This is a genomic window from Streptomyces sp. ISL-11, assembly GCF_018614525.1.
Classification (GTDB): domain Bacteria; phylum Actinomycetota; class Actinomycetes; order Streptomycetales; family Streptomycetaceae; genus Streptomyces.
In genome coordinates, this window is sequence record NZ_JAGGOL010000078.1 from 20,707 (window position 1) to 33,454 (window position 12,748).

At 72.9% G+C, this 12,748-nt stretch carries 8 protein-coding genes; 3 read left to right on the plus strand and 5 right to left on the minus strand.

The annotated features are described in order from the left end of the window. Positions 1-136: 136 nt before the first annotated feature. Together J7E86_RS17565 and J7E86_RS17570 are read right to left on the minus strand one after the other, a co-directional pair. Positions 137-3,040 (minus strand): putative bifunctional diguanylate cyclase/phosphodiesterase, encoded by a 2,904-nt coding sequence (locus J7E86_RS17565; protein ID WP_374223815.1) that lies wholly within the window; start codon positions 3,038-3,040, stop codon positions 137-139. Between the two features lie 308 nt (positions 3,041-3,348). Further along, positions 3,349-4,311: a 2-hydroxyacid dehydrogenase gene (locus J7E86_RS17570; RefSeq protein ID WP_215082641.1), complete on the minus strand. Its 963-nt coding sequence runs from the start codon at positions 4,309-4,311 to the stop codon at positions 3,349-3,351. A 74-nt stretch (positions 4,312-4,385) separates the two neighbouring features. On the opposite strand from J7E86_RS17570, the gene J7E86_RS17575 reads away from it, so the two are divergent. The 3 genes from J7E86_RS17575 to J7E86_RS17585 all read left to right on the plus strand — a co-directional run bounded on the left by J7E86_RS17575 (position 4,386) and on the right by J7E86_RS17585 (position 6,953). Then, positions 4,386-5,378 carry an aldo/keto reductase gene (locus J7E86_RS17575; protein WP_215082642.1) on the plus strand — a complete coding sequence of 331 codons (993 nt, stop codon included), beginning with the start codon at positions 4,386-4,388 and terminating at the stop codon, positions 5,376-5,378. 167 nt (positions 5,379-5,545) lie between these two features. Continuing rightward, positions 5,546-6,712, plus strand: a complete 1,167-nt coding sequence (locus tag J7E86_RS17580; protein ID WP_215082643.1) for a PQQ-dependent sugar dehydrogenase — start codon at positions 5,546-5,548, stop codon at positions 6,710-6,712. A 76-nt stretch (positions 6,713-6,788) separates the two neighbouring features. Then, a complete protein-coding gene (locus J7E86_RS17585) occupies positions 6,789-6,953 on the plus strand; it encodes a DUF6191 domain-containing protein (RefSeq protein WP_215082644.1) in 165 nt (54 codons plus the stop codon). A 256-nt stretch (positions 6,954-7,209) separates the two neighbouring features. Here J7E86_RS17585 and J7E86_RS17590 read toward each other — a convergent pair whose 3' ends face one another. From J7E86_RS17590 to J7E86_RS17600, 3 genes are all read right to left on the minus strand, one after another. Further along, a complete protein-coding gene (locus J7E86_RS17590; protein ID WP_215082645.1) occupies positions 7,210-9,483 on the minus strand; it encodes an MMPL family transporter in 2,274 nt (757 codons plus the stop codon). A gap of 202 nt (positions 9,484-9,685) precedes the next feature. After that, positions 9,686-11,776 carry a phosphocholine-specific phospholipase C gene (locus J7E86_RS17595; RefSeq protein ID WP_215082646.1) on the minus strand — a complete coding sequence of 697 codons (2,091 nt, stop codon included), beginning with the start codon at positions 11,774-11,776 and terminating at the stop codon, positions 9,686-9,688. Between the two features lie 173 nt (positions 11,777-11,949). After that, a complete protein-coding gene (locus tag J7E86_RS17600) occupies positions 11,950-12,534 on the minus strand; it encodes a hypothetical protein (protein WP_215082647.1) in 585 nt (194 codons plus the stop codon). Positions 12,535-12,748 lie beyond the last annotated feature (214 nt).

The following is a 12,748-nucleotide window of genomic DNA, read 5'->3' on the forward strand; positions in this document are numbered from 1 at the left end:
GCCGCGAGGCAAGCGAGGGGAGCGCGCCGGAGAGTTCAGCAGGGCTTATGGGGGGCCTGCTTCAGCCGACGCGCTTTCCAAGTACGAGAATTCGGGTGCGCATGGGACTGACCCTCCACCCGGCGCACATGAGGTGTCAAGTGGGTGGGACAGGCGTCTCATTATTTGAACGCAATGGAGCATGGGCGAGCGATCCCGCGCCGCCCGCGTGCCCCGAACGCGCGCTCGACGGCAGCGCCACGCCCGCCGGCAGCACGCCGCCGACCAGCACGTTCGCAGGGCCGGGCACACGGGGTACGGGGTAGGCGCCGAGGTCCAGGGTGTGGCGCAGGCGGTGCTCGTCGAGCGGCCCCGAGAAGGCCGCGCCCAGACCGTGGGTGCACCCCATGGCGCGCAGGGCCAGTGCCTGCTCGGGCACGTCGACGCCCTCGGCCACGGACCGCATCCCGAGGTCGGAGGCGATCCTCAGGAGCCCGGCGGTGATCTTGTGCAGCCGGGCGGACTCGACCACGCCGTCGACCAGCCCCCGGTCGAGCTTGAGCGTATCGATGGGCAGCCTGCGCAGGGCGCTGATCGCGGCATAGCCGCTGCCGAACCCGTCCAGGGCGATCCGCACGCCGAGCCGGCGCAAGGTCACCAGCCGCCGCTCCAGCTCGTCCAGCGACACGCGGGGATCACTTCCGGACAGCTCCAGGACGAGCGCGCCGGTGGGCAGCCCGTGCCGGATCAGCAGCCCTTCGAGGTACTTGGGCGGCAGCGACCTGTCCATCAGCCGGCCGGCGGACAGCCGGACGTACACCGGTGCGGAGTGACCCGCGCGGCAGCGCTGCGCGGCCTGCTCGACGGCCTTCTCGACCGTCCAGCGGCCCAGCTCGGCGGCGCGCGCGCCTTCGTCGCCGCGCTCGCTCTCGGCCACCCTCAGATACTCGGCGGGGGTGAACAGTATCCCCTGGGCCGAGCGCCAGCGGGGCTGTGCGGCGACGGCGGTGACCAGGCCGGTCTCCAGCTCCACGATCGGCTGGTGGAGCAGCGCGAACTCGCCCTCGTGCAGCGCGGTGCGCAGCCGGGTGGCCAGCTCGGCGCGGCGCACCACGTCGGCCTGCATCTGCGGGGCGTAGAGCTCGACGCGGCCCTTGCCGGCCTGCTTGGCGCGGTACATCGCGAGGTCGGCGTTGCGCATCAGGGCGCCGGGGGTGATGCCGGGCTCGGCGAAGGCCACGCCGATGCTGGCGGCGACGCGGACCTCGGTGCCTCCTTCCACGCGGTAGGGCTGGGAGAGGGTGAGCCGCAGCCGGTCGGCGATCTCGTGAATGCGGTACTCGCGGGCGGCGGGGTCGCGGGTGCCGTCGCCGATGATGAGCGCGGCGAATTCGTCGCCTCCGAACCGGGCGGTGCTGTCGCCGGACCGCACCGAGTCCTGGAGGCGGCGGGCGGCCTGGACGAGCAGCTCGTCGCCGGCCTGGTGGCCGACGGTGTCGTTGACCGCCTTGAACCCGTCGAGGTCGATGAAGAGCACGGCGGTGCCGGCGTCGGTCGCTCTGCGGCCGGTGAGGGCCTGCTGGACGCGCTTGGTGAACAGGGCGCGGTTGGGCAGGTCGGTGAGCGGGTCGTGCTCGGCGGTGTGCTGGAGCTGCGCCTGGAGGCGGACCCGTTCGGTGACGTCCCGGCTGTTGAAGATCAGGCCGCCGTGATGGCGGTTGACGGTGGACTCGACGTTGAGCCAGTCGCCGTCGCCGGAGCGGAAGCGGCACTCGATCCGGGTGGTCGGCTCCTCGGCGGGTGGCGCGGCGAGGAAGCGGCGGACCTCGTGGACGACCCGGCCCAGGTCCTCCGGGTGGATCAGCGAGGCCAGTTCGGAGCCGACGAGATCCTCGGCCTCGCGTCCGTAGACGCCCGCGGCGGCGGGGCTGACGTAGCGCAGTATGCCGGTGGGCGCGGCGATCATGATGACGTCGCTGGAGCCCTGCACCAGGGAGCGGAAGTGGTTCTCCTTCTGGGCCAGTTCCTGGGTGAGGGAGATGTTGTCCAGCAGCATGATGCCCTGGCGGATGACCAGGGCCAGGACGACCGTACAGCCGGTGAACAGCACGACGCGGTCGACGCGGTGGCCGTTGAGGACGTTGTAGAGGATGCCCAGCGTGCAGACGGCGGCGGCGAGATACGGGGTGAGGGCGGCCAGCGAGCCGGCGATGGGGCGGCTGGGGTGGTGCGGGTGATGGACGGCGGGGCCGGGCTTGGCGGAGTCGTCCTCCTCCTCACGGGCCACCCAGGGCGCGTACGCCATCAGCATGTAGCCCGCGAACCAGCCGGCGTCGAGGATCTGGCCTGAACGGTAGTGCGAGCGCAGTAGGGGCGAGGTGAACAGGGCGTCGCACAGGACGGTCAGGGCGAGCGCGGCGATGGCGGTGTTGATCGCGGAGCGGTTGGCGGTCGAGCGCCGGAAGTGCAGGGCGAGGACCATGGACACCAGGGCGATGTCCAGCAGCGGGTAGGCCAGCGAGAGCGCGGTGTGGGCCACGCTCTCGTCCTTGAAGTGCGCGTTGTGCGCGAGGGCCAGGCTCCAGGAGAGGGTCAGCAGCGAGCCGCCGGTCAGCCAGGCGTCGAGGGCCAGGCAAACCCAGCCGGCACGGGTGACGGGCCGGCGGGCGAGGACCAGCAGGCCGATGATGGCCGGCGGGGCGAAGAGCAGGAAGCAGAAGTCGGCCAGGGACGTGCTGGGGACGGACCGGTCGAGGACGACCTCGTACCAGCCCCAGATGAGGTTGCCCAGGCCGGCCATGGCCGAGGAGACGGCGAACAGCAGCCAGGCGAGCCGGAAGCGGGTCTTGTGGGTGCGGCCGTACCAGAAGCAGGAGACGGCGGCGAGGGCGGCGGCGCCGCCGAGCCCGAAGTCGCCCATGGCCGAGGCCAGCTCCCCGCCGCCCCAGCCGAGGACGGCGCCCGTCGCGTAACCGCCGCAGACGAGGGCGAGCAGCAGCTGGGAGGCCAGCTGGGTACCGCCGGCGGGCCGGCGGGGCAGCGTCACTCCGGGGGCGCTCACCGCGCCGCCGTCCCGAGCGAGGGGCCGCACCGGGGTCCGGTCCAGCAGCGCCTCGGGGGTGGGACCGCCGCACAGCGATGCCCTGGTCGGTGCGTGAGCCGCGTCGGGTTGATCGTCCATTGGCCGTGCATCGCCCGTCGCCCCCCTCGAGTTCCGGTACTTCGCTGCGGCCGTTCGGTGCGCGGCGCAGCCCCCGGTCGGGACGATACACCAGACTCGTCACTCAGGGACATAGCTCATATACGTAGCGTAATCGACAGCGGCGTTATGGACACTCACTGCAGTCGAACGGTACCTCTACGTGGCAACTACGGGACGGTGACTACGACATTTTGCAGGGGCGCGTCCAGGGCGAATTCGGCCAGCTGATCGCGCAACAGCCGCTTGGCGCGGGGCAGGTAGGCCGACGAAGGACCACCCACATGAGGGGTGATGAGCACGCCGGGAGCGCTCCACAAGGGGTGTCCGGCGGGCAGCGGCTCCGGATCGGTGACGTCCAGGGCGGCGCGCAGCCGGCCGCTCCCCAGCTCCCCCAGGAGCGCCTTGGTGTCCACGACCCCGCCGCGCGCGATGTTGACCAGCAGTGCGCCGTCCCTCATACGGGCGAGGAACGTCTCGTCGACGAGACGGCGGGTGACCTCCGTGAGGGGCGTCGCAAGGATCACCACGTCGGCGTCGGGGAGCAGAGCGGGCAGCTCGGTGATCGCGTGCACGGGCCCGTGGTCGCTCTCGCGCGAGGAGCGCGCGACGCGCACGACCCGCGCGCACTCAAAGGGGATGAGCCGGTCCTCGATGGCGCGGCCGATCGAGCCGTAGCCGACGATGAGCACGGACTTGTCCGCGAGCGCGGGCCGGAACCCCTGCCGCCACTCCCCCGCGTCCTGGGCCCGGACGAAGCCGGGGATGTCGCGCAGCGCGGCGAGGGTGAGGGCCAGGGCCAGCTCGGCGGTGCTCGCGTCGTGCAGGCCGCGGGCGTTGCACAGGAGGGCGCCGCTCGGCAGCAGATGCAGGGACGGCAGGATGTCGTCGACACCGGCGGTGAGGGTCTGCACGACGCGCAGACCGGTCATGGCGGGCAGGGGGCGCACGGACACCTCGGTGCCGAGCAGATACGGGGGCACGTAGAAGGCGCAGCGGGCCGGATCGGTCGGGAAGTCCGGTTCGCCGTTCCAGTGGGCGTACTCCAGGTTCTCGGGCAGCCCCTCGATCTCCTCGGGCGGGATGGGCAGCCAGACCAGGGGGCGGGCGAGATCGCTGTCATCTGCATTCATGCCTGGAGGCTATGCGAAGCGGGCCGGCCGGCAGAGGTTAGCTTTGGGGGCGAGGAACGGGAGGGGTACGGCCGGTGGAGCGCAGGACAATCGGTGCGACGGCGCTCGAAGTGGGGGCGATCGGCCTAGGGTGCATGCCCATGCACTGGGGGTACACGGCCTCTCAGCAGAGCGGCGAGGGCGCGTTGCGCACGGTGCACGCGGCGCTGGACGCCGGTACGAGCCTGCTGGACACCGCGGACATGTACGGGCCGTTCACCAACGAGCTACTGGTGGGACGGGTGTTGCGCGAGCGGCGCTCCGAGGCGTTCGTGTCGACCAAGTGCGGGCTGTTGGTGGGCGAGCAGCACGTGGTCGCCAACGGGCGGCCGGGCTATGTGAAGCGGGCCTGCGACGCGTCGCTGCGGCGCCTGCAGACCGACGTCATCGACGTCTACCAGCTGCACCGGCCCGACCCGGAGGTGCCGGTGGAGGAGACCTGGGGCGCGATGGCGGACCTGGTCTCCGCCGGCAAGGTGCGGTCCCTCGGCTGGTGCGCGATCGGCGCGCGGGCGCAGCGCCGCTCGCGGGCGGGGATGTACGACGCGACGATCCGGCAGCTGGAGCGGGTGCAGCAGGTCTTCCCGGTCAGCTGTGTGCAGGCGGAGTTGTCGGTGTGGTCGCGGGAGGCGCTGACGGCGCTGATGCCGTGGTGCGCGTCGCGCGGGGTCGGACTGCTGGCGGCGATGCCGCTGGGGAATGGTTTCCTCAGTGGCACGCTCACCCCGGGCCAGGGCTTCGAGCCGGCCGATCTGCGGGCCCGGCACCCGCGCTTCACGGCGGAGATGATGGCCGCCAACCAGCCGATCGTGGCCGGGCTGCGGCGGGTGGCGCACCGTCACGACGCGACGGCCGCGCAGGTCGCCCTGGCGTGGGTGCTGACGCAGGGGCGGCACGTGGTGCCGGTGCCGGGCACCAAGAAGGAGCGGTGGGCGGTGGAGAACGCGGCCGCGGCGCGGCTGCGGCTCACGCCGCAGGACCTCGCGGAGATAGCCGCGCTGCCGCGGGCGATGGGCTCGTGGGAGTGACACCGCGTGCGGGCCGGACGCGCGAGGCCGACGCCCCGGGCGCGGACACCGGCTCGTAGGGCGGGCCGTGCGGGTGCGGCGTGTATAAGGAAGCCTGTGCAGGGAAGCGTGCGCACGGCCCCGTCGCCGCTTCCGCCCCGTCCCCGCTCACGCGAGAGGATCGAACCATGCGACGCGTGACACGTCTGCGTGTCCCGGCCGCGCTGGCCATGGCCGTGCTCCTGGCGGTGGCGGGCTGTTCGGACGACGAAGGCTTCCCGGGCGAGGGCCCGCCATCGGGTACGGGGGCCCCGGCGCCCGGCTCCGGCAGCCCCTCGGCCCCGGCGTCCGCCGCGCCCGCCAAGGGCTCGGTGAAGGTCGTCCGCACGCTCACCACCAAGCTCGTCTCGCCGTGGGGCGTGGCGCCGCTGCCCGACGGTGATCTGCTGGTGGGCTCACGCGACACCGGGAAGATCATCCGGGTGTCGGCCAAGGACGGCGCGCAGAGCGAGGTGGGCACGGTGCCGGGCGTCGCGGCCGGGGGCGAGGGCGGCTTGCTGGGCCTGGCGGTGTCCCCCGCCTTCCGCACCGACCACCTGGTGTACGCGTACTTCACCACCGACGACGACAACCGCGTCGCCCGTTTCCGCTACGACGAGGGGAAGCCGGCCGGCCGGCGGATCGGCGCGCCGGACTCGGTGTTCCGGGGCATCCCCAAGGGCGCCGTCCACAACGGCGGGCGGATCGCCTTCGGCCCGGACGGGATGCTCTACGCGGGGACGGGCGAGAGCGGCGAGCGCGGCCTGGCGCAGGACGCGGAGTCCCTCGGCGGAAAGATCCTCCGCATGACCCCCGACGGCCGCCCCGCGCCCCGCAACCCCGGGACCGACTCGGTGATCTACTCCTGGGGCCACCGCAACGTCCAGGGCCTGGCGTGGGACGCGGACAAACGGCTGTGGGCGACGGAGTTCGGCCAGAACACCTACGACGAGCTCAACCTGATCGAGCCGGGCGGCAACTACGGCTGGCCGACCGTGGAGGGCAAGGGCGGCAAGGCCGGCTACAAGGACCCCGTCGAGCAGTGGCGGACCGCCGACGCCTCCCCCAGCGGCCTCGCCTTCGCCAAGGGCTCGCTGTGGATGGCGGGGCTGCGGGGCGAGCGGCTGTGGCGGATCCCGCTGCGGGGCGCGACGCCGGTGGCCGCGCCGCAGCCGTTCCTGTCGGGCGCGTACGGGCGGCTGCGCACGGTCGTGGCCACCGGCGACGGCGGGCTGTGGGTGACGACGAGCAACACCGACGGGCGCGGCAAGCCGGGGGCGGACGACGACCGCGTTCTGCGGCTGGAGGTGAGCTGACGGTTCCGCTCACGCTCACCGGGTTCGTACAGCCGTCCGCGTACAGTGGAGTGCCAGGGCTGCGACGGGAGTTGAGATGTTCGATCTGATGGAGGAACTGTTCGCGCCGGGCCGCAAGCACAGCGAGGACGAGCGTAACCGCCTGGAGCTGGTCCGCGACGACGTCGGGGACTCCGATCCGGGGAACGGGCCGATAGACCTCGACTCGGGCCACGTCGTCATACGGCCCCGGCGGGGCTGAATCCGCGGGGGCCGTGTCCGGCGGATCATGTGAGCGGGCGGCTGCGGGGCCGTGGCGTGCGCACCACCGCTGCGCGGTGGTGTCCTCAAACGCCGGACGGGCTTGATTTCGGCTGAGCTCAGCCGATTTCAGCCCGTCCGGCGATTGAGGACGCGCCCGCAGGGCGCCCGCCGCCGCAGGCGGCAACGACGGCCCGCCCCGCCGCAGGCGGCCAGGCGGCAAAACAGCCCGCAGCCGAAGACCCGCCGGCCACCGCCTAGACCGGTACCCGGGACGGCTCGGGGGCCGGGGACGGCTCGGTCGTGCGCGAGATGCCGGATCGCGGGATTCCGGGCTCCTCCGCCCGTACCCGCACCGGCACGACCACGGGTTCCGCCGGCACCGCGTGCTCGTCGGTCGGTTCGATGCTGATGCGCGGCAGGAGGCGCTCCAGCCGGGCCGGCAGCCACCAGTTGGCGCTGCCGAGCATGTGCATGAGGGCGGGGACCAGCAGGGTGCGCAGGACGAAGGCGTCCAGGGCGACGGCGGAGGCCAGGCCGATGCCGAACATCGCGATGACGCGGTCGCCGCTGAGCACGAAGGCCAGGAAGACGGAGATCATGATGACCGCCGCGGAGTTGATGACGCGGCTGGTCTCGGCCAGGCCCACCCGCACCGCCCGGCGGTTGTCGCGGGTGGCCAGCCACTCCTCGTACATCCGGCTGACCAGGAAGACCTGGTAGTCCATGGAGAGGCCGAAGAGGACCGAGACCATCACGACCGGCAGGAAGGGCTCGATGGGGCCGGCGGCGCCCAGGCCGAGGAGTTCACTGCCCCAGCCCCACTGGAAGATCGCGACGATCACGCCGAAGGAGGAGGCGACGGCGGCGATGTTCATGAGCGCGGCCTTCAGGGGGATGCCGATGCTGCGGAAGGCGAGGAGCAGCAGCAGGCAGCCGAGGCCGACGACCGTGCCGACGAAGAGCGGCAGCTTGCCGAGGATGACGCCGGCGAAATCGTCGTAGCTCGCGGTCAGGCCGCCGACGTGCACCGCCAGGCCCGTTCCGTCGGTGGCCTTGGGCAGGACGGTGCCGCGCAGCCGCTCGACGAGGTCGCTCGTGGCGGCGGACTGCGGTGAGGTGGTGGGGACGACGGTGATCACGCCGGTGTCACCGCTGCCGTTGACCGTCGAAGGGGTGACGGAGGCGACGCCCTCGGTGTGGTGGAGGGTGTCGGGCAGGCGGTTGAAGGCGAGGCGGTCGGCGGCGCTGTCGAGGTCGGCGACCAGGGTGAGGGGCCCGTTGACGCCGGGGCCGAAGCCCTTGCCGAGCATGTCGTACGCCTGGCGGGTGGTGGAGCTCGCCGGGTTGTTGCCCTGGTCGGAGGTGCCGAGGTGGAGGGAGAGCGTGGGCAGGGCGAGGCCGAGCATGACGGCGGCGGCCACCGCGCCCAGCAGCTTGGGGTGGCGCTCGACGAACGCGGACCAGCGGGCGGCGAACCCGGTGAGGGACTCCGGGAGCGGGCCGCGCGCGGCGAGGTGGCGGCGTTCGCGGCGGCTGAGCGCCCGGTGACCGATCAGGCCGAGCAGCGCGGGCAGGAGGGTGACGGACGCGGCCACGGTGAGGACGACGGTGAGCGAGGCGGCTATCGCCACGCCGTTGAGGAAGCTCAGCCGCAGGATGAGCATGCCGAGCAGCGCCACGCAGACCGTGCCGCCCGCGAAGACGACGGCGCGTCCGGTGGTGGCGACGGCCCGTTCGGCCGCCACGTGGACCGGCAGCCCGGCCCGGAGGCCCTTGCGGTGCCGGGTGACGATGAACAGCGCGTAGTCGATGCCCACGCCGAGGCCGATGAGGGTGCCCAGCATCGGCGCGAAGTCGGCGACCGTCATCAGGTGGCCGAGCAGGACGGTGCCCATGGCGGCCGTGCCGACGCCGACCAGGGCGGTGGCGATGGGCAGCAGGCTGGCGGCGAGGGAGCCGAAGACGACGAACAGCACCACCGCCGCCACGAGCACGCCGATGATCTCGCTGAGGTGGCCGCTCTTGCCCTCGGCCGTGCCGATGGAGCTGCCGCCGACCGCGACCTGGAGGTCGTCGGTCGCGGCGGCCCGCGCCGTCTCGACGACCTTCTTGACCTGAGCCTTGTCCGGGTCGCCGCCGTCGGTGGCGAAGGTCAGGGAGGCGTAGGCGGTGTGCCCGTCGGGGCTGACGCGGGCGGCGCCGTCGGAGCCGTACGGACCGTTGACGTCCGTGACGCCGGGCAGCTCGCCGACCTCGCGCAGCACGGCGGACATGCGCTGCTCGACGTCGGCGGCACGCACGGTGCCGGAGCCGGTGTGCCAGACGATGCTGTCGTTGCCGCCATCACCGGGGAACGCCTTGGTCAGCAGGGCGGTCGCGTGGGCGGCCTCGGTGCCCGGTACGCCGTAGTCGTTGGAGTAGGCGGAGCCGGCGACCGTGGCGGCCGCGCCGGTGCCCAGGAGGGCTACGAGCCACAGCACGATCACGGTGAAACGGCGGCGCAGGCACCACCGGGCGAGTGAGGTCAAGATCCCTGCTTCCGGGACGACGCGTCGAGCTCTCCGGGAGACGACCCGTGCTTCCGAGCGCTTGAGAGCTACTGGGCGGAAGGCCCCGTCCGGCGCGCGGGACGCGGGCGGAGAACAGCAGGGGCCTCTGCCGATCCACTGTGGCAGGGGAAAAAGATCCTTTGTCCCTTTTGTGGGTTAGGCCACACGAGGGACGGTGGTGTCAGCCGGTGACGGATTCCCTGCCGTTCTCGATGTGCCCCATGAGCCGCCGTGCGAAGGACCGGTCCTCGGCGACGCCGATCACCAGGTCGTACCACCCGTCCGCCCCGCCCGCGGCGTGCGGCAGGGTCCGCGTCGCCCCGGGCGCGAGGGTGACGGTCCGGGGCCGCCCGGTGCCGTAGCCGTGGACGGACAGGGTGACGGTCAGGGGCACGGGTCCCCGGTTGGCCAGCGTGAGGTGCAGCTCGCGCCGGGCGGCGTCGAGGCGGGTGGCCAGGTGCAGCCCGGCGGCCGCGCCCCGGGCCGTGCCGGCGCACTCGCGCCGGAAGCCGCCGGGGCCGGTGAGGACGAAGTCGTACGCGCCCTTCCGCACCGGTACGTCCCACGAGGCGCTGCCCAGCACGTCGCGGTGCTGCGGCGTGCCGTACTCCCCCGCGTACGGGTACAGCGCGAAGTGCGCGCTGGAGCGTCCGGCGTTGCGCAGCCGCAGCCGGAACAGCTCGCCGTCGAGTCCGCCGTCCGCGTCGGGCCGGTACGGCAGCGGGCGCGTGGGGCGGGTGCCGGGCTCCTGGCGGGGCATCCGCTGCTCGGCGGGCGGCCGGGGGCTCCAGCGGCCGGTGAACGGCGGAACGGCGCCCGGCCGCTCCACCGGGGGCAGCCGGCGGCCGCGGGTGAAGTCGAAGGCGCCGGTCAGGTCGCCGCAGACGGTCCGCCGCCAGGCGCTGATGTTGGGCTCGCGGACGCCGAGGCGGCGCTCCAGGAAGCGGATGACGGAGGTGTGGTCGAAGACCTCGGAGCAGACGTAGCCGCCCAGCGACCAGGGCGAGACGACGAGCATGGGCACCCGGATGCCGAGGCCCACCGGGCGGCCCTGCCAGAACTCGCCCTCCGTGCCGGGCGGGGGCACGGGCGGCGGCACGTGGTCGAAGAAGCCGTCGTTCTCGTCGTAGGTGATGAACAGCGCCGTGTGCCGCCAGACCTCGGGATTGCGGCCCAGCGCGTCGAGGATCCGGTAGACGAGGGAGGCGCTGGCGACGGGCGAGGACGAGCCGGGGTGCTCGGAATCGGCGGCCGAGGGGACGAGGTAGGAGACCTGGGGCAGCGTGCCGGCGGCGACGTCCGCGGCGAAGGCGGTCGCCAGGGAGCCGGGCTCGCCGCGCCGCAGGGCGCGGCGGAAGAGGGTGCGGTCGGCGTCGGTGAGCGCGGCGACGCCCTCGTCGAGGAGGGCCAGGAGCCGCTCGCGGGCCGGCGCGTCGGCGGCGGCCGCCTTCTCGTAGAAGGCGGTCATGGTGCGGACGCCGTCAATCCTGGCGAGGGCCTTGCGCGCGACGGCCTTGAAGCTCGCGAAGAACTCCAGGTTGTTGTCGGTGAAGTTGTCCCACTCCTGGTAGACCTGCCAGCCGACGCCCGCCTTCTGGAGGCGCTCGGCGTAGGTCGTCCAGGTGTAGCCGGGGTGGGTGTCCTCGGCGTAGGCGTCGTTGCCGACGGCCCGCTTGCCGCCGGCGCCCGGCTCGAAGCCGGTCCAGCCGCTGAACAGGTGGTTGCGATTGGGGCTGGTGGAGGAGTGGATCGAGGAGTGGTAGGCGTCGCAGACGGTGAAGGTGTCGGCGAGCTCGAAGTGCAGGGGCACGTCGGCGCGGTCGTAGTGGGCCATGGTGGCGGGTGACTTGGCGGCGGTCCAGCCGTCCATCCAGCCGTCGCGCCACGCCTTGGCGCCACCGTCCCAGCTGTGGTCGAGGGCGCCGATGTACTGGAGGTCCCGGTGCTGGGCGGCCGCCGCGTCCCGGACGCCGAACGGCAGAACAGGCCCGGAGGGGCCGGGCTGCCGGAAGACGGTGCCACCGCCGGGCAGCCGTACGGCGTTGCGGTCGCCGAAGCCGCGTACGCCCCGGAGCGTGCCGAAGTAGTGATCGAAGGAACGGTTCTCCTGCATCAGGATCACCACGTGCCGGATCTCGTCGAGCCCCTGGCGACCGCCCCGCCCGGCGTCGGCCGCGATCACCCGCTGGAGGGACGGCGGCAGCAGCGAGCTCCCGGCGGCGAGCGCCGCCGCGCCGCCGGCGCCCAGGGCCAGGGCGCGTCTGCGCGACATCTCCCCGCGCGGTATCGCCCCGGCCGGTCCCGGCATCCCCTGTGTCACGATCGGCCTCCCCGCCTGTGGTCCACGGTCCGGGAGGTCCGGATCACGCCGTGGGTACCGGCCGGGACGGTAGTGGCACGGGGTGGCCGAGGGAAGTCCCCCGGCCGGCCCGGCGGTGAACAGCGTCAGCCGGCGGGCGCCTGCCAGCTGTGCGCCACGTCGACGACGAGGCGGTCGCCCCACTGGAAGACCCGGAACGGCAGCTTCCCGCGCACGCCGAGCCCGATCTGGGTGTCGCCCTCGAAGCTGCTGGCGTAGCGAGTGTCCTGGAACGTGCGGTACCCGCCGATGTCCACGCCCGGCAGCGGCTGTCCGGCACGGCCCGGGTAGGTCGGCTTGCCGGTGTTCGGGTCGTAGCTGGGCGCGGCCACCCGGACCTCCAGGATCGCGCCGCCGCCGACCGGGATCGGGTCTCCGGAACCGTCCTGGTACAGCGTGTCGACGTAGCTCACGCGGTAGCCGATCGGGCGGCCGCCGGTGTTCCTGACGTCGAAGACCATGCGGTCGTAGCACTCGTGCTGCCCGGTCCTGATAGCGGTCAGCGGCTTGTACCCCGTGTCCGTGCTCGCCCTGGGCAGGCTCCCCCAGCCGCTGTCGCAGCTCGTCGTGGACGCCGTCCCCTTGTCGAGCGCCGTCGACGGGACCGTCGCCGCCGTCAGTCCGGCGCCCGCCAGCACGATCGCGGCCAGCGTCCTGCTCCACCGTCGCATCACTACCCCCAGCCATCGGTTACGGGCACACCCTGGGCCCGCACCACGCGATCATGCCGGACCGTTTCCACACACGGGGTGCGTATGAGTCAATTCCAGCCAACTGCGGCTGACTTCGGCTGTTTTCGGTAATACGAGAAGGCGGTTGTAGGGCTTACGGCCGGCGTTCGGCCCGCTCACGACGACGGCCGGCGTTCGGCGCGCTCACGACGAC

Bases quoted from the DNA above. Each gene is read 5' to 3' on its own strand.
- J7E86_RS17570 (WP_215082641.1), bottom strand. From the start codon at position 4,311: ATGAATGCAGATGACAGCGATCTCGCCCGCCCCCTGGTCTGGCTGCCC.
- J7E86_RS17580 (WP_215082643.1), top strand. From the start codon at position 5,546: ATGCGACGCGTGACACGTCTGCGTGTCCCGGCCGCGCTGGCCATGGCC.
- J7E86_RS17585 (WP_215082644.1), top strand. From the start codon at position 6,789: ATGTTCGATCTGATGGAGGAACTGTTCGCGCCGGGCCGCAAGCACAGC.
- J7E86_RS17595 (WP_215082646.1), bottom strand. From the start codon at position 11,776: ATGTCGCGCAGACGCGCCCTGGCCCTGGGCGCCGGCGGCGCGGCGGCG.
- J7E86_RS17600 (WP_215082647.1), bottom strand. From the start codon at position 12,534: ATGCGACGGTGGAGCAGGACGCTGGCCGCGATCGTGCTGGCGGGCGCC.